This is a genomic window from Vibrio sinensis, assembly GCF_003605645.1.
In the GTDB taxonomy this organism is placed as follows: Bacteria; Pseudomonadota; Gammaproteobacteria; order Enterobacterales; family Vibrionaceae; genus Vibrio; species Vibrio sinensis.
The window spans coordinates 1-20468 of sequence record NZ_QVMU01000041.1 but is presented as its reverse complement, the minus strand read 5'-3'; the positions used below and the strand labels follow the sequence as shown (position 1 = coordinate 20468).

Genomic DNA, 20468 nt, shown 5'->3' with positions numbered 1-20468 from the left:
CATTGAGATGATGTTCTTGGCAAAACTCAGCGGTAATCTGTAACTCTTTAGAAAACTCAGACATAAAAAAATCGGCCTCAACTATGTTGAGACCGATTATGAACCCTGCTCAGGATCGTTCAATTATTTAAAACGATCAGCATTAAGTTATTTTCTGCGGTTTTTTATGCCATCGTTAATGGCTTCTATGAGTTAGAGGCAAGCTATAAAGAAATCTTGACGGTTAATATCGCCTTTAAGCCGCCCATTGCACTGCGTTCAAGCAATAATCGACCGCGGTAACTGTATGCCATTTCACTCACGATATTAAGTCCTAGGCCGGTTCCCGGTGTGGTCTCATCTAATCTAACTCCGCGTTTGATCGCATTTTGTTGTTGCTCTTCAGGTATACCTGGGCCGTCATCTTCAACAATAAGAGAAACGTTTTGAGCGTCATCTGGTGAGACTTGCGCATGAACACGAATGATCGAATTTGACCATTTATAAGCATTTTCAAGTAAATTTCCGATCATTTCATCAAGATCGCTCGGTTCAACCGCGACTTGTAAATCAGAGTCAATTTCATTGATTAGGGTAACATCTCGATTAGCGTAGACTTTATCAAACGCCATGGATATGGCATCAATGCGCTCTGACGGTGAGGCTTTGACTGATAAAATGTTCTTAGATCCCGCCATGCGGGCACGACCGAGATGGTAATCAATTTGCCCTTGGATCTGTTCGACAGGGGGCGATAATTTGGCCCGAGCTTCAGGCGCTAAGGTCTCAACTTCGTTTTTTAGAACTGAAAGAGGTGTTTTTAAAGCGTGGGAAAGGTTCCCTGCATGGTGACGAGCACGCTCTAACAGTTCTTGATAGTGAAAGACCAAAGCATTTAAGTCGGATACGACAGGGGCAATCTCACGAGGGTATTCCTCGTTTAGCTGCGTTTTTTCGCCACGACGAACTTGTGATAGTTCTTTGTGCATTTTGGTGAGAGGGCTTAATGACCAAGCAATTTGAACCAAAATAACAATGAGGACGCCAAAATAGAGTAGGGCAAGAATTAACCATAGCTCTTCCATTAGCTTATGAACGGTTTTTTCTAAAGGTTCTTCGTCAATGGCAACAATAACTTTAATCGGCGCATCATAGTCGGGGAAATAAAACTCAGATTGACGATAAATGAGCTTCTCATCCCGAGCACCAAAGGCATCGACTTTGTTTTTGAATGTGATTTTCTTGTCCCAAAGCGAGCGAGATCGGAGGTTATGTTCTTTGTTTGAAACCGACCAATACAGACCGCTGTAAGGGCGATTGAAACGAGGATCAGACAGCTGAGTGCTCAGCGTTAAGTTACCTTTATCGTCCACTTCTAAATTGGCGGATATTTCATCTAAATAGATTTGTAACTGCGCTTTCGCATCCGCTTCCATGTAACTATATACTTGGGAGGGGACGGTGACTCCTGCAGCGATCACCATAGCCGTGAGCCAAATAATAGCCGCCAGCATGAGGCGGCTTTTTAAACTCAGGCGTTTTAAAGCATGAAGTTTTTTATTCGGCATTCAATTGATACCCAAGTCCACGGACCGTTTTAATCACATTTGGAGCGATTTTTTTACGAATACGGCCGATGAATACTTCTATGGTATTTGAGTCACGGTCGAAGTCTTGCTTATAAATATGTTCGACCAATTCAGTTCGTGAGATCACTTTATCTGAATTGTGCATAAAATACGCGACCACTTTATATTCTAGCGCGGTCAAATTAATCGCTTGGCCTTGCCACATCACTTTTGATGTGCGTGTATCTAAAGCAAGATTGCCCACTTGAATGACGGGAGATGCATTACCGGAAGCTCGACGTAACTGAGCTCGTAAACGAGCGGTTAGCTCTACCATTTCAAACGGCTTGGTAAGGTAGTCATCAGCACCTGCGTTGAGGCCTTCTACTCGTTGAGTTAGCGTGTCACGAGCGCTTAGTATTACCACGGGAGTGTTAATGTTTTCGTCGCGAATCCCCTTAAGTACGGTTAGGCCATCGAGTTTTGGTAAACCGAGATCCATAACTATCGCATCCCATTCTTCTGACGTCGCGCGGTAGAGTGCATCGATACCATCTTGAGCAAGCTCAGGCACCCAACCTGTATTCTCAAGTGCTTCTATAATTTGTTCACCAAGTCTTGGCTCATCTTCTACAACGAGTATTTTCATATTTTTAATCTTCTATTTTTTAAGAGCTTGATGAAAATCACGCCCTTTTATCATTAACATTTTTAGCGTTTGAGCGTCATACTCGACTTTTATAATGTTATTTTTGTGGTTGAGTTTGAGTTCGTAAATCCATTCATCATCATCTTCTTCAAGTTCAACGCTGATAATACGACCTTTTAGATCACGTTCGACAGCGGCATACATTTCCGAGAAAGGGCGAATGTAACCTCGTTTTACAGCTTGATAGACTTCATCTTGATCTTCTTCGAATTCAATTTTCGGTCCGTCACGGTGAACATCTTGAACCAAGGCATGGCCATTTTCATGGTCATGCTTACCAGCCCAACTAGGTAAAGAAAAAGTTAGGCTAGAGAGCAATAAGGTCAATATTAATGGGCTACGAAACATGGTTTTACCTTCGTTTACGTGTGTCGAGTTTGCGTGTATTGGATATGTTTGTATTTGAGTCATTTATTCTGAATTATGTCATAAGGGTAACAGCATGCGTTCTTAGTTGCTTTCGATTCTATGATCACTCAGTGTCGGCTGGTGGATATTTTTGGGTGAGTTCTTGTTTAGAACGAGATATAGCAACAAATTCAATGACTCCATTTTTATGATCTTATCATAGTGGTGATGAATTGAAGCTGAATGAGATCAATCACTCAATAAGACAAGAAGCGTTTAACTTTTTACCATTCAAGATATGATTGAAAGAACCGATTCGCCACTACTCTAGCGCATGTTTTTAATTTCTATTATTTTGTTAGGCAGGTAGTGGAAAATCAGCGAAGCAATCCTTTACATAATAAGGTATACCCCCAAGTAACCTCAAGATTTTCAAGTTACAGGAGTCGGTAATCGACTCCTGTGAAAATGAGTTGGTGGAATTTATATATGAATGATAGGCAGGGTGTTTACTCGTCTAGTTTTTTAACTCGTCTGAAAAAATCTTGTCTCGCATTTTCCAAAATCGTCCTACTTTACGAGCAATAACAAATTGTGGTGGACGGAAGCGATGCTGATGAGCTACCACTTTAGTTGGCGATGATTGTTCAAATGGACGGTGTCTATCTGCAAGGTGTGGGCGCACAAACTGGTCTTTAAATCGCTGCTTTTGAGATTTTGTCGTCAATGGCCAAAACTCATGAACCTGAGCTTGATTATCTCCAATATAACTGACTTTGAGTTGTGTTTTTCCGCTTGAATCTTTGTGCACAGTCAAGTCCATTTCTAGACATTCGAAGACTAAAGCGTCTTTCAGGTTCAGCGCTTCTTTTAGCTTTTTATCTGGGTCAACTAATGTTGCATCACATTCATGGCAAATTCGCGCAGCAATATCATTATCTGCACCACATTCACCACAGTATTTAGCGCGAAAGCGATAACCACAATGCTCTCTTTCCCCAGTGTCATCATCTTCCAAAAATCCCTGGCAGCGTCGGCCAAAGTGCTCTAATAGGAAGCCATTACTATCGAGTTTCCCCCAAAAATTATTGTTAAACCCACAGGCAGGGCAGGGAATGGTAATGATCTCACTGTCTGAGTCTGGTTTCGGATTCCCTACTTCTGGTTGATAAAGATCGTAACTGTTACCCGCATAGTCAAGGACCAAACACTCCGTTTTTCCGGGAGACAATCGCAGTCCGCGTCCGACAATTTGCTGGTATAAGCTAATGGATTCAGTTGGACGTAAAATCGCAATGAGATCAACGTGAGGAGCATCGAATCCTGTTGTGAGTACCGAGACATTCACTAGGAATTTAATGTTACGTTGTTTGAAATTGTGGATGATTGCGTCGCGTTCGGGTGTTGGCGTATCACCAATGACCAATGCTGTTTGGCCTTGAGGTAATAATCCAAAGATCTCTTGGGCATGGCGAACTGTGGCGGCAAAAATCATAACGCCGAGTTTGTCTTGTGCTAAATGGACAATTTGTTCAACAATTTGTGGTGTTGCTCGCTTGGCGTTGTCGATCACCATATCCAGTTCGGATTCTTTATAGCGTCCGGTTGTTGCGGGTTTTAACTGAGAAAAGTCGTAACTTAATACCGGTGCATCCATCATTCTTGCCGGGGTTAGAAATCCTTCGTCGAGTAAATAGCGAATAGGTAACTCAAAAATACAATCGCGGAAAAAGTGTGCTTCCTCGCTGCGTACCTGACCGCGCGTATGGTATTGGTACAACCATCCCATGCCGAGCCGATAAGGTGTGGCGGTGAGTCCCAGTACTTTAATCCCCGGATTCAGTTCCCTTAAATGAGCAATGACCTTTTGGTAACTGCTGTTTTCATCATCAGGCACACGATGGCATTCGTCGATCACGAGCAACGAAAATTGGTTTTTAAATGAATCTAGGTTACGTACAACAGATTGAACCGACGCAAATACGACTTGTTGATCTGTTTCTTTTCGTCCTAATCCGGCAGAAAAAATCGCTCCCTTTAAATCATAGCCCTCATATTTAGCATGGTTTTGTTCAACCAGCTCTTTAACATGCGCAAGTACGAGAACTCGACCTTTCGCAAGTCGCGCTAATTCAGCAATGACTAAGCTTTTTCCTGCTCCGGTCGGTAGCACAATAACCGCTGGAGTGGAGTGCTTACGAAAGTAATGAATAACAGCTTTGACGGAGTCAGCTTGGTAGGGGCGAAGTGTGTACATAATTTCTGTGAAATAGCTCAACTATTTGGTTCAAGCGGACTATAATACCCCAGCAGAGAAAGATGAGGTATTCATGCGTTTAGATAAATTTGTGTGTGATGCGTTAGGTGTAACCCGCAGAGAAGCAACCCAGCTTCTTCGTAGTGGTGATGTTACAGTTAACGAAGTGAAGAAAAAAAGTGGTTCTTTTCAAGTAACAGATGATTGCGTTGTTGAATGGCAAGATCGAGTACTGAAGAGAATCGGTCCACGCTATATCATGTTGCACAAACCTGAAGGCTTTGTTTGTTCACATGAAGATGGTCATAACCAAACGGCTTTTGTCCTACTTGATGAAGTGAAAATGGCTGATTTGCATTTTGCTGGTCGACTGGATGTAGATACAACAGGTCTTCTTCTTATTACCGACGATGGTCAGTGGTCGCATCGTATTACGTCACCAAAACATAAGTGTGAAAAAACTTATCGAGTATGGTTAGATGATGCGATTCAGCCTGACTATGCACAGAAGCTTGCTGAGGGCGTTGAGCTACGTAACGAGCGTGAACCTACCAAACCAGCGGTAATGGAAATTGTCGATGAAAGTCAAAATGAATTGTTATTGACGATCACGGAAGGTAAATATCACCAAGTAAAACGTATGTTCGCAGCTTTAGGTAATAAAGTAGAACGATTACATCGTGAACGAATCGGTAAAATTGTCCTCGATGAGTCGTTAGACCTTGGTGAATACCGTTATTTGACTCAAGAAGAAGTCGAATCTATCTGGAATTAAACATTCCCCAAAAGAATGAATGGTGCAAATAGGAAATTCTTTATTTCTTATTAAGACCTAGTGTTTTTTTGAGAATTGGTCGAATATACCTGAACAAGTCTACGAAATTTCTCTTACCCTCCTTGTCATTGGGCGGGTATAGATCCCCAAATAGTAAGACTCATTTATTAATAAGGCTCGCGGATGCGAGTCTTTTCTTTCTTATTGGTTATTGCAGGGAACGCCGTAACAGATATTTAGTCGAATAGGAGTTTTATGTCTGGTTCATCAACACAACATCTCAATGTTCCCCAAATAAGTTTCCTTTTATTTCTCGTTCTTGGTGCCATTGGGGCGTTAACACCGCTTGCCATTGATATGTATTTACCCGCTATGCCAACGATCGCTCGCGATCTTGGTGTAACGGCGGGAGAGGTGCAGTTTACTTTAACGGCTTATACTGCCGGTTTTGCTTTAGGACAACTGATTCATGGTCCATTGGCAGACAGTTATGGTCGTCGTCCGGTCTTAATTTTAGGTGTGCTTTTCTTTGGTTTGGCCGCAGTGGTGAGTGCAACGACTAATGGGATCGATGCGCTAACGTGGGTTCGTACTGCGCAAGGTTTTGCTGGAGCAGCAGCCGCTGTGATTATTCAGGCCGTTGTTCGTGACATGTTTGACCGTGAAGACTTCGCCCGAGCAATGTCATTTGTCACACTGGTTATTACGATTGCTCCACTCATTGCACCAATGATTGGTGGTTATTTGGCTATTTGGTTCGGTTGGCGCTCAATCTTTTGGGTACTAGCTGGATTTGCGGCACTGGTGATTGTATTGGTGCTGTGGAAAATCCCAGAAACACTCACTGATGACAAACGTCAACCGCTTCGATTTAGTACGACAATGCGTAACTACTTCCGTTTATGCCGTAACCCTATGGCGATGGGTTTGATCTTATCGGGTGCCTTTTCGTTTGCAGGTATGTTTGCTTTCTTAACGGCGGGTGCGTTTGTTTATATTGATTACTATGGTGTGCGTCCGGATCATTTTGGTTATTTATTCGGCCTGAACATTGTTGCTATGATTATTATGACCAGTATTAATGGTCGTTTAGTCAAAAAAGTGGGTTCTCATGTCATGCTGCGTTTTGGACTTATCGTTCAACTTGTTGCCGGTCTTGGTTTACTTGCTAGCTGGGCGTTTGATTGGGGATTATGGGGCACCGTTATTTTTGTGGTCTTATTTATCGGTACGCTTTCAACCATAGGTAGTAATTCGATGGGGTTATTATTGAGCGGTTACCCATCAATGGCTGGCACGGCATCATCTCTTGCTGGTACACTTCGCTTTGGCACAGGTTCAATCATTGGTGCTCTTGTAGCTGCACTACCCAATGGCGTGACATGGCCTATGGTATTTGTAATGACAGCGTGTTCAATTTTGTCCGCTGCATTTTATTGGTTTTTGGGAAGAAAGGCGTAATGTCTCAATATAGAATAGAAATTCAACGAGTGGCTGATTCTGCATTAGAAGAATTGTATGCAGAACATAAAGCAGGAAAAGCAGTGAATGCTCCAATAGCAAACAACTCTTTTTTCATTCGCTGGGTGACAAAGGCAATCAAATCTCAACGTTTTGAACGGTGCGTCACTAATGATTTGGTTCGTTGGCAAAAAATGGGTCGTTCAAAAGGGAATGATTCTGGATTAGAGTTGGTTTTTAAACGCATTTCCACGTTATATGGCCAGTTTTTCCCACAAGGCCAAGAAGAAAAAACGATTAAAGACTCTGAGATCAACACATTCATTGATGCGATGGAAGAGTCAGGCTGGGAAGTATCAACTTCTGAGCCACTAGTTGGCTGCGGTAAAGTACAAATTTTTACTGATGGGCCTAACTCGTTAGCTCTTTGTACGGATCAGTGTGACACCTGTTTTGATGGTGAAATACTTGTTAAGCCGATGAACTGGTTTGTTCGCGGTAATCATGCTGAGTTTGTAGAACGAGCGACAGATGCTGGATTTTTAGTGCATAAAGTTACCGATTACAAATCAAACGTTAAGTACCACGGTGAATACATTGTGTTCCCTAATAATAGTGGTAACCAATTAGCGGAATTACCACGTAACTTGCAGATTGACTGAGTTTTATCCCTAAGCAATATCGAAATCACTTTTGGATATATTTATAAAGAGCCAGCAGAAATGTTGGCTCTTTTGTGTGTGGGGGATAGGTTAATTATGCACTGCGCTTAACTCTACTTTTACGTCGCTCTACTTTACGTTGCTTTGCGAACAATGGCTTTCACCATACCTTTAAAAATAAACAAGTGAGCAGGCATCATCGCAAACCAATAGAGCAGCCCAGGAAAACCTTGGGGATGCCACCAAGCCGTAACGGTTAAACGGCGTTTATCTCCGAGATCATCAATAACAAATTCAAGTCGTCCTAATCCAGGGCCTTTCATACCAAATAGCAATGAAATGAAATGCAGTTTTTCACAACGAATAACTTTCCAAGAATCAATATGGTCACCAACTTGCAGTTCAGGTCCATGTGGTGAACGACGTATTGGTTTACCACCCCCAAAGAAGATATCGAGCCACTCACGAGTTCGCCACAGGGCATTAGCAAAAAAGTACCCCTCTTCAGGTGAACCAATTTTTTTCACCACCTCCCAAAGTTGCGTTGTTGAAAGGCTAGTTTCAATACTGGCGCCGGTCTGTTTTGGGTGATAGCCGTAACCGGGTTGCCATCGTTTTAACGCACTAGGATCAAAGCCCCATACATTGCTGCGTACAAATTTACCTTCTTGCTCAATACTTGACGCTACCATGTCATGGTAACCAATCATGGGTTGTGGCAGTTTGGCTTCGATTTCCCGGGAATCGGCGATAAAGTCATGCTCTAACCCGGCAAGTAGCGCTGTACCAATCGAAGCTGGAACTGATGTGACGATGCCAAGCCAGTAAGAGGCGATTTTAGGTGTTAATAAAGCCGTTGACCAAAGGCGCAGTGGCTTGCCGATCACTTGGCAGATAACAGAAAACTGTTCTCGGTAGCTTAGAGTGTCAGGCCCTCCCACTTCATAAATGTGATGTTCTTTAGTCTGTTCTTTAGCCAATTCGATGAGGTAATGATTAAGATTACTTAGCGCTATTGGGTTGGCTTTTGAATCCACCCATTTGGGCGTAATTAGTATCGGCAAGTTGTAGACAAAATCGCGCATTATTTCGAACGCAGCAGAACCGGGGCCTATGATGACACCCGCTCTAAGCTCAATAATAGGAACCGCTCCTCGGTGTAAGACTTCCCCAGTCATACGACGGGCTTCTAAATGTTCGGAATTCCCAGTTTGAGGTTGTATCGCACTAAGATAAATGACCTTTTGGACTTGAGATTGTTCTAGTGCGATCAAGACATTTTCTGCCAATGATATTTCATAGTCCAAGAAATCATGCCCTTGAGCCATGCCGTGTACAAGAAAATAGATAATGTCGAAATTGGGCAAAAGTGCTTGGGTTGCTTGGGCATCGGCCAAATCAAGATAGGTGATAGTGAGGTTGTCATGGGGAGGTGTACGAGCAATCAAATAGTCTATTTGCCTTGCTGCTGCCGTCACTTGATAGCCTTGTTCACACAACTTGAGGAGTAGCTGCGAACCGACATAACCTGACGCACCCAATACCAGCACTTTTTTCATGTCTATCCCTGTAATATTGATGGTTGATTTTTCAACAAAACCCTATAATAGCCGCGTATTTATATCCTTTCTATTACCGTCTTTCTCCGGGGTGTTGTTTTGACCGTGTTATCCCAAGTATTTGCCCATACAAAGGGCGATTTTTTACGTAGATTAGTCGCAATTGCGCTACCGATCACACTTCAGAGTATTATGTTTTCTAGCCGTGGCTTAGTTGACGTTTTAATGCTTGGACAGCTCGGTGAAGCTGAAATCGCCGCGGTAGGAGTTGCTGCTCGTGCAACATTTGTCACTACCATTATGCTTGTAGGGGTCACCACGGGTGGCGCTCTTCTTACAGCTCAGTATTGGGGGGCAGGTAATCAGCAAGGTGTGCGCGAAAGTACCGCTCTGACGTGGTTAGTTACCAATGTTTTTGCTGCGATTGCTGCGTTGTTTTTTATTCTATTTCCTCATCAAGTCATGGGGGTAACGACCGACTCTTTGCAAGTGAATGAACTGGGTAGCGAATATCTTGTTATTACCTCCGTGAGTATGTTTGCTGTTGCTAATGTGGCGAGTATGGCGGTGGGGCTTCGTGCTATGCATAAGCCGGGGCTGAGTACTTTCTTTAGTGGTATTGGCATCCTATCTAACGTATTTCTTAACTGGGTTCTTATTTTTGGTAATTTGGGTTTTCCAGCAATGGGAATTACTGGTGCAGCAATCGCAACAGTAATCAGTGGCGCGATTGAAGTGGCAACTCTTTATGGCTATCTCTATTTTAAAAAGCATTTACTTGCGTTCAATATCTCTGATATGAAAGCGGTTCTTCGTGTTGATCGAGTCAGTCGCTTCTTAAAACTATCGTTACCGACGACGCTCAACTTTTTGGCATGGGCAGGGGGATTGTTTGCTTATCATGCCATTATGGGACAAGCTGGCGTACAAGGCTTGGCAGCATTGTCCGTGATGACGCCTGTTGAATCGATTTCATTAAGTTTATTAATTGGTATGTCGAATGCGGCGGCAGTTTTGGTTGGTAATCAACTTGGAGCTAAACGTTATGATGAGGTTTACTATCAAGCGATCGGCTTAACCCTTATCAGTATTTTGGTCGGTATCTGCGTTTCAGTGATTTTGTATTTCAGTCAAGGATTGGTGCTGGGGGCTTTTAGCGCTTTGACGGAGGAAACTCGCGCTCTTACAGACCAGTTTATTATCATTTTGTGTGTTGGCATTGTGATTCGTTCGTTGCCAATGACCGCTATTGTGGGCGTTCTTCGTGCCGGCGGTGATGTGAAATTCTGTCTTTATCAAGATGTGATCGCCCAATGGGTTATCGGTATCCCTCTGGCTGCGTTTGCAGCTATTACTTTGGGGTGGGAACCTCAATGGGTATATTTACTCTTTTTGACTGAAGAAGTGATTAAATGGGGAGGCTCCATTTACCGTATTAATAGCAAGAAGTGGATGCGTAATTTGATTGAAAATTAGAACTATAGCTTCGATTTGTTGCAAAAAAGTACACATCTTGTGATCTAGTATCCAAAATACTTCCTGTTGAGAGGGATTTAGTGTAGATTCACCCCTCTATTTTATTCGATTGTGAGTCTCTGATGTTAAGGTTAACCGACCTCTGTAAAGGCTATGTTGATGGGGGTGAATTTCATCCTGTTTTACAAGGTGCTGAGTTATCATTAAAGCAGGGCGAGCAGATTGCATTGATGGGGGAGAGTGGCTCAGGAAAAAGTACGTTACTCAACTTGATTGCAGGTTTAGATACGGTTGATTCTGGTAGCATCGAATTCCCTAATTTTCTAATGCAAGATGTTAGCGAAAGTCGCCGCACGGCTTACCGTCGTAATAACATTGGTCTTATTTTTCAGCAGTTCAATCTACTTCCAACTCTTAATGTCGCTGATAACATCCGTTTTTGTCGCCAGCTTAAAGGCTTACCTGAAGACCAAGGTCTATGGCGTCAAATTCTCTCTGCTTTAGATTTAATGCCACTGCTAGGTCGTTATCCAGAAGAAGTTTCTGGTGGACAACAGCAACGCGCTGCGATTGCACGTGCGTTGTATATGGAACCAAAGATTCTCTTAGCAGATGAGCCGACGGGAAGCCTCGATGAACGAAATGCTGAAGCAGTGATGCGCTTATTGACCAGTCTAACTCGACAACTCGATTGCACATTGTTATTGGTTACACACAGCGAAAAAGTGGCAGAACATATGGAAGGTCGTATCCGACTACAAGGAGGGCAACTGCATGTTATGGCCCGTAGTTAAAGCACTGCTAGGCCATTACAGACGTTATCCTTTTCAAATCCTTCTTGTCTGGCTTGGGCTTACTCTTGGTGTGTCTCTTTTAGTTGGAGTGACTTCAATCAATGAACATGCGCGTCAAAGCTACGAGCATGGTGAACGTCTTTTTTCTAATCCACTTCCATATCGTATCCGATCTAAGCACGCAAGCAATCAGATCCCACAGGGCTTTTATGTCCAGTTGCGCCGTGATGGCTTTAATAAATGTGTCCCATTAAAAAGTACTCGAATTCAAACGGCCAACGGGTCAGATTTGATGCTGGTTGGTGTCGATCCCGTTGCCATGGTTGCATTCCAACCTGAAATACCACTGAAACAGCTTACATCGTTGGATTTAATGCGTCCGCCGTATCCTGTAATGGTGAGTAAAGATTTAGCGACACACATGAGTTGGGGGGATGGTGATTATATTCCTCTTAGTGATGGCAGTGAACTGGGCCCTATTTTGGTGGATAAGCAGCACCAGTTGAACGGTACTCGAATCATTGCAGATCTCTCCTTATTGAGCATGCTAGATAAGGGGGCTGGTATTTCAGTCATTGCATGTGGCGATATGCCGAGTGAAAAGCTAGAAGCGCTTAAAAACAAACTACCAAGTGGTATGGCTTTAGTACGCAGCTCTCGCGCTGAATTGGAATCTCTGACCCAAGCGTTCCATATGAATCTTAGTGCGATGGGAATGCTGGCTTTTCTTGTTGGTTTATTTATTTTTTATCAGGCAATGTCACTTTCGCTAACACAGCGCCAGCCTTTAGTTGGCACACTTCGTCAAACAGGTGTATCAGGTTGGCAGTTGGCTCAAGCGTTATCACTTGAATTGTTAGTGTTAGTATTGATTAGTTGGTTATGCGGTAATGCGTTAGGTATTTTGCTCGCAAATCAGTTGATTCCAAGTGTTTCTTCTAGCTTGGGTGATCTTTATGATGCCAATGTCGGCTTAAGCATCTCATGGAGCTGGCGCTCAAGTGGTTATAGCCTATTAATGACCAGTATTGGCGCTATTGCGGCTTGTGCTTGGCCATTGGTTCGCTTACTACGTTCTCAACCTATTCGTTTGACCACACGCTTGTCTCTTATGCGTTTTACCGGCACCGAATTTACCATTCAAGCTTTGCTGGCCTGTGCGTTGAGTGTTGCAGCAATTGCTGTCTACCAAGCGCCACAAACACAAGAATCTGGTTTTGCAATTATCGCTTTAATGTTGTTATCCGTTGCATTGTTTACTCCTTTTCTTGTTTGGCGCGTATTTATTAGCTTCAGCTATTCATTACGCTGGGTAAAAATTCGTTGGTTCTTTGCCGATGCCGCGGCAAGTATGAGTTACCGTGGCGTAGCAACAATGGCATTTATGCTGGCGATGGCGGCTAATATCGGTGTTGAAACTATGGTAGGTAGTTTCCGAGATACAACCGATAAGTGGTTAAGCCAACGCTTGGCAGCGGATCTCTATATTTACCCTAATAACAGCGCAGCTGCTCGAATGAGCACATGGCTAACCAAACAGCCAGAAGTTAAATCAGTTTGGTGGCGTTGGGAAAAAGAAAAAGCGACACCAGAAGGTTCATTGCAAATCGTGAGTACAGGTGCTTCTGAGGGCGAATTGGATGCGCTGACCGTTAAATTGGGTATTCCTGATTATTGGTATCACTTGCACCATTCTCGAGGAGTAATGATCAGCGAATCCATGGCATTAAAACTCGATATTCGCCCAGGCGATTACATCGATTTACCGAAAGGCCTCGGACAGGGCTGGCAAGTAGTTGGTGTCTATTATGATTATGGTAATCCTTATAACCAAGTATTGCTTTCTCACCGTAACTGGCTGTATGCCTATGCTGGGACTGGAACCGTTGCTTTAGGTGCTGTGCTCGAAGATGGTGTGCCATTGTCGGGATTAAAACGCAGGATGGAATCGGTATTTAGGTTACATCCAGAGCGAGTGTTCGATAATACGAGTATCCATAAGCAAGCGATGCGGGTATTTGATCGTACTTTCTCTATTGCCGATACCTTGGGGAATATCACCTTGGTAATAGCGGTGTTTGGCATATTTGTCGCGACTATTGCTGGTGAAGTCTCTCGTCAACGGCATATTTCGTTATTGCGCTGTTTAGGTATGTCTGGACGAGAACTTATTGTGATGGGGAGTTTTCAGCTGTTTGTCTTTGGTGCAGTATCTATTTTAATCGCTATGCCGTTAGGGCTTGCGTTGGCACATTTGGTCGTTGATATCATTATTAAGCAATCATTTGGCTGGACCCTTGAACTTCAATTTATTCCACATGAATATTTGCAAACTAGCTTACTTGCGATGCTCTCTCTCATGCTGGCAGGTGCAATCCCTGTATTAAGAATGGTTAGAAAAACCCCAATGAAGTCATTAAGGGATGCGTTATAAAATGGACTATCGCGTAAAGATGAGGAAATTGCTGATTGTTATTCTATTAGGGCTAATATTAGCTTCGGTGTTGATAGGTTTGTATTTGTTTTATAAGCAACCTATCGAACAAGCGAATGATGGCAGTGATACCAGCATCTTTACGTCCCAGAACCCGCAAGTTTTTGAACCGGTATTACCAGACTCGCCAGTTCAATTACCAAAAGATTTCCAGTTTCATAATGACTACCAACATGAATGGTGGCATTTTTTTGCTAACGTTGTTGACGCAGAGGGGCAGCAATACGGCATTCAGTGGAGTTATTTTCGTATTGCCAGTGATGAGCAAGATCGTAGAGGTTGGCAAAACCCACAACTCTACGTTTCCCATATTGTTATCTCCAATCAGAACAAGGTATGGAAAGAACAACGACTAGCTCGTGGTGGTATTGGTCAAGCAGGAATGACTCATCGTCCATTCAAAGTTTGGATAGACAATTGGACTTGGCGTTCGCTAAGCGATACGCCATTTCCGGGTCAACTTGATGCTCAAAGTGATACATTTAAGCTTCAATTAAGAGTTGCAACGTCTGGTCCATTCGTTTTGCCTGGTGATCGCGGGTACGTCAATAAACACGATTTGTTACCCATTGCTTCCCATAATGTCACTTCTCCTTTTCTTAGAGTCGAAGGCTTGCTGACCTTTGGCGAAGATAGCTCATTGCGAATTATCGGTGACGCATGGATGAGTAAAGAATGGGGAACTGGTTTAATGACGGAAGGGCAACAAGGTTGGGATTGGTTCGTATTGAAGTTGGATAATGAAACCACGCTATCAGTTAATCAGTATCGACATAAAGATCAGTTACCCTATATTTTTGGCCTTTTGGCGACCAATGATGGAAAAGTCGTCAATTTAACCCAAGATGATGTCATCATGACGCCGATACAGTTTTGGCCAATGGCGAACAACAAGCAGATCCCAGTGACTTGGAGAGTAAAACTGGCGGATCATGGTATCGATGTGACGACACAAGTTATGAATAAAAATTTATGGTTGCCATTTGTGATCCCTTACTGGGAGGGGCCGATTGAAACAATTGGTACACATAATGCCAAAGGATTTATGCAACTGACAGGTTACTGATTTTTCTAGTTTGGATCGCACTTATTTTAACCCTGTGTATTTATTGTTAATACACAGGGTTTTTTGTTGGGAAAAATGCATTAATATCAGACGCAAATATCGAACGATAGGAAAGGCGATCTTTTATGCATTCCAAAGTGAAAGTGATTGGTCAGTAAAATAATAGCTAACATGGCGTTTTCATCGGAAAAACCGAAGTATAAACTCTAAACAAGCGACTATTATCGAAATTTGGAAAGCTATAAACTCTAGGTTATTCTTTGTTAATCGTTTATTAACATAATAAATATAGGACGATATCATGAGTGATATTTTTCGCGACTTCTTCAAAATGGAGTCAGCTGGTGGGATTTTATTGGTAATTGCAGCGGCAATTGCTATGACTATTGCAAACACACCTTTAAACGGTATGTATGAAACTTTCTTGCATACTTATGTTTTTAATATGTCAGTTTCACACTGGGTCAATGATGGCCTGATGGCAGTCTTTTTCCTACTAATTGGTTTGGAAGTTAAACGTGAACTTCTTGAAGGTGCATTGAAATCCAAAGAAACAGCAATATTTCCTGCAATCGCTGCAGTAGGCGGCATGTTAGCACCTGCATTGGTGTACGTATTATTTAACTTCAATGATGCGGAAGCGATTTCCGGTTGGGCGATTCCAGCCGCGACTGATATTGCTTTTGCATTAGGTATTATGGCGCTACTAGGTAAGCGCGTACCTGTTAGTTTGAAAGTGTTTTTATTGGCTCTAGCGATTATTGATGATCTAGGTGTTGTCGTTATTATCGCATTGTTCTATACAGGTGACTTATCGACGACGGCACTAGCGGTTGGTTTTGCGATGACAGGTCTCCTGTTTGTACTTAACTCGCGTCATGTAACCAAACTTACACCTTATATGATAGTTGGTGCTATTTTGTGGTTCGCAGTTCTTAAATCAGGTGTGCATGCGACACTAGCTGGTGTTGTGATTGGTTTCTCGATTCCACTGAAAGGGAATAAAGGGGAGCGCTCGCCATTGAAACATATGGAACATGCATTGCACCCATATGTGGCATTCTTTATCTTACCGCTGTTTGCTTTTGCCAATGCTGGTATCTCACTAGAGGGTGTCTCTGTTGATGGCCTAACTTCAATGTTGCCGCTAGGTATTGCAATGGGTTTGTTAGTAGGTAAACCTCTGGGTATTTTTAGCTTTAGTTGGGTTGCAGTAAAAATGGGAGTTGCCAAGTTACCAGAAGGGATTAACTTTAAGCACATTTTCGCAGTATCTGTGCTTTGTGGTATCGGCTTTACGATGTCTATCTTTATCTCTTCGCTAGCATTTGGTCCAGTTAACGCTGAGTTTGATACCTATGCGCGTTTAGGTATTTTGATGGGCTCTACGACTGCTGCAATTTTGGGTTATATTTTGCTGCATATGTCATTGCCTAAGAAAGGCTAGATTTAATCGTCATATCAAAAAGTAGTTAAGAACAGTAAAAAATACCCCCCTCGATATGATGTCGAAGGGGGTTTTGTATTTTAGTATGATGGCAATAAATCTCATTATAGTCGCCACCATCAAGGAGTAATCTATTTCTCTATGACAGAAAAAATATTCCATTCCTCGACGACTTGCTTACTTAATCCGACGACGGTAGCTGTAACTCTTCGATTTAGAGCATGTGAGATTTCGTCACTTCCGTTTGCCTCAAGGCGGTTTTCTCCATAGCCAACAATACGTACTCGATTTTTGTTTATGCCATAAGAGAGTAATTTGTCTTCAACGGCTAACGCCCTTCTTTTCGAAAGGGCGAGGTTGTACTCTGGTGAACCGACACTACTCGCATACCCTTGGATTTCTATCGAAGCGGCTGGGTATTTGTTCAGAAACGCTGCCATGCTTTCAATTTGACTGGCAAATACACTGCTTATCTGACTTGAGTCGTTTTCAAATAGAATATGCAATTGCCCTTCTTCTTTGTTAACGACAAGTTCACCGCATCCATCGTTATCTAGTTGCGAGCCAAGAGGTGTGCCTGGACAGAGATCCCGCGCATTAATGACACCATCTCTATCGTCATCAGTGAGATCAGCAACCTGATTAGCTTTAGGTGTCGCAATATATTCATACTCATCTTGGTTTTCGTCGGCCCACGATTGAAAGCACAACACCGCTAAGAGTAAAGGGGTATATGGTAAAGGTAATTTCATGATCAATACTCCACAGCTTGGTTCCACTCTTCAGGAACATCCACCACTAATGCCTCAAGCAAGTTACCTGTTGCGTTCATGATTCGATATTTCGCATACTGCTCGGCATAGTGGGCATCGATGTAATCCTTACGAGCTTGAAAAAGTTCGTTCTCCGTATTCAATAAGTCGAGTAAGGTTCGTTTGCCTATTTTGTATTGTTTCTCATAGGCAACAACTGTTTCGGAAGATGAGTCTACATGGTCTGCAAGGAAACTTTTTTGTTGCAGGGTTAAATCCAACGCACTCCAAGATAAGCGCAAACTTTCTTCAACTTGTCGATAGGCATTATCTCTAAAGTCTTTCGCTTTATTGAGTTGGTAAGCCGCACGCTCTGATAGATCATCATCGCTGCCGCCGTTATACAAATTATATCTCATACGTAGCATGGCAAGTGTTTCATCACTTCGACCCTCGTCTCCGCCAGCATCGTCACGCCAACTTTGGCTCGCTTCAATAGAAAATGTTGGGTAAAAGTTACCTTTTGACTGTTTATATTGAAAACGTGCTGAATCGACATCAGCCAGAGAAATTTGAATAACTGGGTGTCTTTCATAAGCTTGTGCAAGAGCATCATTTAAAGACAATGGTAGTTTTGTGATATCCGCTCTGGGATAGATAAGGCCCATAGGCTGTTGGCCAACTAAGCGATGAAATTGCGTATGGGTATCATACAAGTTGTTCTGGGCTGCGAGTAAATTCCCATGGGCTTTTGCTATGCGGGCTTCAACTTGAGAGACATCAGCCGTTGAGCCGATACCAGATTCCGCTCTCTTTCGGATATCTCTATAAATTTCCTTGTGTACGGCTAAGTTACTTTCCGAGAGCGCGAGAACTTCCGTTGATTTAATCGCGTCGAGATAAACTTGCGTGACCTTTAGTGCCATATCAGACGCATCGGCGACTAATTGTAACCTGAGTGATTCGGCATCAGCTGCTGTTCGGTCGATATCATTAATTGTCGCGTTTCCGTCCCAGAGTAGTTGAGTCAAACTTAACGTTAGCTCTTTTCTCGTCAGGTCCGTATCTTGACGTCCGGTTGAATCAGCAGGATCAATGCCTTCATAGCCGATTCCACCGTCTAAATCGACACTTGGCAAATAAGCTCCGCCAGCAGCATCGTTTTGTTTTACCGCACTCTGATACTCATTATATATAGCCTTAATTTCTGGATTACTGCCGAGCGTAATCGCAACGGCTTGCTCAAGTGTTTGGCTATAACTGGACGTGCTTGCGGTGAAGATGCCAATGCATATGAGGGTCTTTTTCCAATATTTCACACGACACTCCTTGTTCTTAATGTGAGTTACTCCCAATTGTTAGATCGAAATCGTCTCACTTGTGAATTTTTCTCTCAAAGGAAGCTTAGTTTAAGAATTTGAATTTTGTGAAATATCCGATTGTTAGTCACCTGTTGTGCATTTTAAGATGCATTTTGCTTGATTTTTTCTCTTATTGACTGGTTGCTCAATAGAACGATGACTATCTTTAAATGATGATAAATAGAAGTCACTGCACACACTTTCTCAATGCTCTAGGAAATGGCGATGGGAAATTCGTTGGGTAGCAGGCGCAAAGGAGCTGCTTATGAGCAAAGCGATTCTGACCGCAAACACCATAGTGGTTATCGGAAATGACGGGCAACTAAGAGAAGTTCAACCAGGGGAAGTACCAGTCGCTGGTGAAGTTGTCGTGGTTGTTGGAGATAATGCTACGGCAGTGACGGATATGCAGGCAAATATCGTATCTGGAAATGACGGCTTAGTAGAGCTGAATTTAGACCGTTCTATTGCTGACATTGTACAGCAAATAGAACAAGGGCAAGATCCCACAGTCGATGCTGAAAATGCCCCGGGAGCCGATGTTATTGACGGTTCGAGCCCAACAGTGACTGGGTCGATAAGCCGTACTGATGCGCAAACACTCGCTACCACATTATTTGAAACCAATGGATTGGAATCCCAAGGCCTTTCGCAAACACAAAGCGTGGCGTTACTTGATCTTATTCGTGATGGTCTCTTGGGCAATATAGGAGATGGGGGAAATTTAGGCGGAAGTGGTGGAGGTGATGAGGGCAATGGCGGATCCGGAGGCGGTGATGGAGGCGGTTCTTCGAATGAGCCACCGTTTTTTGATTTTCCAAGTGACCAAAATAGTTATTCATTTGATTACGATGAGAATTCAAGCGGTGACGATGTCATCGGGACCGTAAGTGCAACAGATCCTGAGGGAGAAGAGATCCTATATAGCATTGAATTTGGAGACGACGATCCCCTTGAGGGATTATTTGAAATTAATGCAGATGGTGAGATTACCTTAACTGAAGCTGGAGTTGATGCATTTACTAATGATTATGAGTTGCAGAGTAACACTCACCAAATAACAGTAGTTGCGTCTGATGGTGTCAATACAACAGAAACAACGGTGACGCTCAATGAGCAAGATGTGAATGAAGCGCCTGTTTTCGAACTACCAGATGGTGGTGGCGATGACTACATTTTTTATTACGATGAAAATTCAGCCGATGAATATGTAATTGGTACAGTGAGTGCAACCGATCCTGAAAATGAAACGGTAACCTATCAACTCGATTTTGCTGATGACGATCCTCTAATGGGATTGTTTGAGATAGATTCAAATGGACAAATTAGCTTAACTGCGGCAGGTGTCGCGGCGTTTACCAATGACTATGAATTACAAAGTAATAGTCACCAAGTAACCGTAATTGCTTCAGATGGGGTTAATGAATCGTCTATCGTCGTTACCTTGAATGAACAGGATGTCAATGAAGCGCCCGTCTTTGAACTACCCGATGGCGAAGAAGAGTACTGTTTCCACTATGACGAAAACTCCGCTGAAGAGTATGTCATTGGTATGGTGAGCGCGTTAGACCCTGAGGGGGGCAATGTCACTTACAGTATCGACTATGCGCCAAACGATCCGCTCAATGGTCTGTTTGAGGTGAACAATAACGGTCAAATCAGTTTAACCGATGCTGGCGTTGAAGCGTTTACCAATGAYTATGAGTTGTTTAGCAACAATCACTATATCACCGTGGTCGCGTCCGACGGGGTTAATGAAA

At 43.0% G+C, this 20468-nt stretch carries 16 protein-coding genes; 9 read left to right on the top strand and 7 right to left on the bottom strand.

What is annotated here, in order from left to right; translation table 11 throughout:
• Positions 1–203 precede the first annotated feature (203 nt).
• From DZ860_RS22810 to radD, 4 genes are all read right to left on the bottom strand, one after another.
• On the bottom strand, positions 204–1547 hold the full coding sequence (locus DZ860_RS22810; protein WP_120035522.1) for an ATP-binding protein: 1344 nt from the start codon (positions 1545–1547) through the stop codon (positions 204–206).
• Positions 1537–2196 carry a response regulator transcription factor gene (locus DZ860_RS22805; RefSeq protein WP_120035520.1) on the bottom strand — a complete coding sequence of 220 codons (660 nt, stop codon included), beginning with the start codon at positions 2194–2196 and terminating at the stop codon, positions 1537–1539. The genes DZ860_RS22810 and DZ860_RS22805 overlap by 11 nt, the downstream gene beginning before the upstream one ends.
• 12 nt (positions 2197–2208) lie before the next feature.
• Positions 2209–2604, bottom strand: a complete 396-nt coding sequence (locus DZ860_RS22800) for a PepSY domain-containing protein (protein ID WP_120035518.1) — start codon at positions 2602–2604, stop codon at positions 2209–2211.
• A 517-nt stretch (positions 2605–3121) separates the two neighbouring features.
• Positions 3122–4861 (bottom strand): DNA repair helicase RadD, encoded by a 1740-nt coding sequence (gene radD, locus DZ860_RS22795; RefSeq protein ID WP_120035517.1) that lies wholly within the window; start codon positions 4859–4861, stop codon positions 3122–3124.
• Positions 4862–4934: 73 nt separating this feature from the next.
• Here radD and rsuA point away from each other — a divergent pair, with 73 nt between their 5' ends.
• The 3 genes from rsuA to DZ860_RS22780 all read left to right on the top strand — a co-directional run bounded on the left by rsuA (position 4935) and on the right by DZ860_RS22780 (position 7759).
• Positions 4935–5636, top strand: a complete 702-nt coding sequence (gene rsuA, locus DZ860_RS22790; protein ID WP_120035515.1) for a 16S rRNA pseudouridine(516) synthase RsuA — start codon at positions 4935–4937, stop codon at positions 5634–5636.
• A gap of 255 nt (positions 5637–5891) precedes the next feature.
• On the top strand, positions 5892–7097 hold the full coding sequence (locus DZ860_RS22785) for a Bcr/CflA family multidrug efflux MFS transporter (RefSeq protein WP_120035513.1): 1206 nt from the start codon (positions 5892–5894) through the stop codon (positions 7095–7097).
• Entirely contained in the window at positions 7097–7759 is a 663-nt protein-coding gene (locus tag DZ860_RS22780) for a DUF2913 family protein (protein ID WP_120035511.1), read from the top strand. The genes DZ860_RS22785 and DZ860_RS22780 overlap by 1 nt, the downstream gene beginning before the upstream one ends.
• Positions 7760–7893: 134 nt before the next feature.
• Here DZ860_RS22780 and DZ860_RS22775 read toward each other — a convergent pair whose 3' ends face one another.
• Positions 7894–9318 carry a DUF2867 domain-containing protein gene (locus tag DZ860_RS22775; protein ID WP_120035509.1) on the bottom strand — a complete coding sequence of 475 codons (1425 nt, stop codon included), beginning with the start codon at positions 9316–9318 and terminating at the stop codon, positions 7894–7896.
• A gap of 99 nt (positions 9319–9417) precedes the next feature.
• Here DZ860_RS22775 and DZ860_RS22770 point away from each other — a divergent pair, with 99 nt between their 5' ends.
• The 5 genes from DZ860_RS22770 (at position 9418) to nhaA (ending at position 16595) form a co-directional block, all read left to right on the top strand.
• Positions 9418–10794, top strand: a complete 1377-nt coding sequence (locus DZ860_RS22770; protein ID WP_243641905.1) for an MATE family efflux transporter — start codon at positions 9418–9420, stop codon at positions 10792–10794.
• 122 nt (positions 10795–10916) lie between these two features.
• The gene (locus tag DZ860_RS22765) at positions 10917–11588 is read left to right on the top strand and encodes an ABC transporter ATP-binding protein (protein ID WP_120035507.1); all 672 of its coding nucleotides are present in this window, start codon (positions 10917–10919) and stop codon (positions 11586–11588) included.
• Positions 11569–14022, top strand: coding sequence for an ABC transporter permease (locus DZ860_RS22760; RefSeq protein WP_120035505.1), 2454 nt, complete (start codon positions 11569–11571; stop codon positions 14020–14022). Before DZ860_RS22765 ends, DZ860_RS22760 begins: the two co-directional genes overlap by 20 nt.
• Complete coding sequence (locus tag DZ860_RS22755) at positions 14012–15148, top strand: lipocalin-like domain-containing protein (RefSeq protein WP_439333182.1); 1137 nt, start codon at positions 14012–14014, stop codon at positions 15146–15148. The genes DZ860_RS22760 and DZ860_RS22755 overlap by 11 nt, the downstream gene beginning before the upstream one ends.
• A gap of 301 nt (positions 15149–15449) precedes the next feature.
• On the top strand, positions 15450–16595 hold the full coding sequence (gene nhaA / locus DZ860_RS22750; protein ID WP_120035503.1) for a Na+/H+ antiporter NhaA: 1146 nt from the start codon (positions 15450–15452) through the stop codon (positions 16593–16595).
• A 131-nt stretch (positions 16596–16726) separates the two neighbouring features.
• Here the strand turns inward: nhaA and DZ860_RS22745 are convergent, their stop codons facing one another.
• Both DZ860_RS22745 and DZ860_RS22740 read right to left on the bottom strand, forming a co-directional pair.
• Positions 16727–17347, bottom strand: coding sequence for an OmpA family protein (locus DZ860_RS22745; protein WP_120035501.1), 621 nt, complete (start codon positions 17345–17347; stop codon positions 16727–16729).
• 2 nt (positions 17348–17349) lie between these two features.
• The gene (locus tag DZ860_RS22740; protein ID WP_120035524.1) at positions 17350–18642 is read right to left on the bottom strand and encodes a TolC family outer membrane protein; all 1293 of its coding nucleotides are present in this window, start codon (positions 18640–18642) and stop codon (positions 17350–17352) included.
• 331 nt (positions 18643–18973) lie between these two features.
• On the opposite strand from DZ860_RS22740, the gene DZ860_RS22735 reads away from it, so the two are divergent.
• Positions 18974–20468 (top strand): cadherin repeat domain-containing protein (locus DZ860_RS22735; RefSeq protein ID WP_133305466.1); only part of this gene is annotated, 1495 nt, incomplete at its 3' end.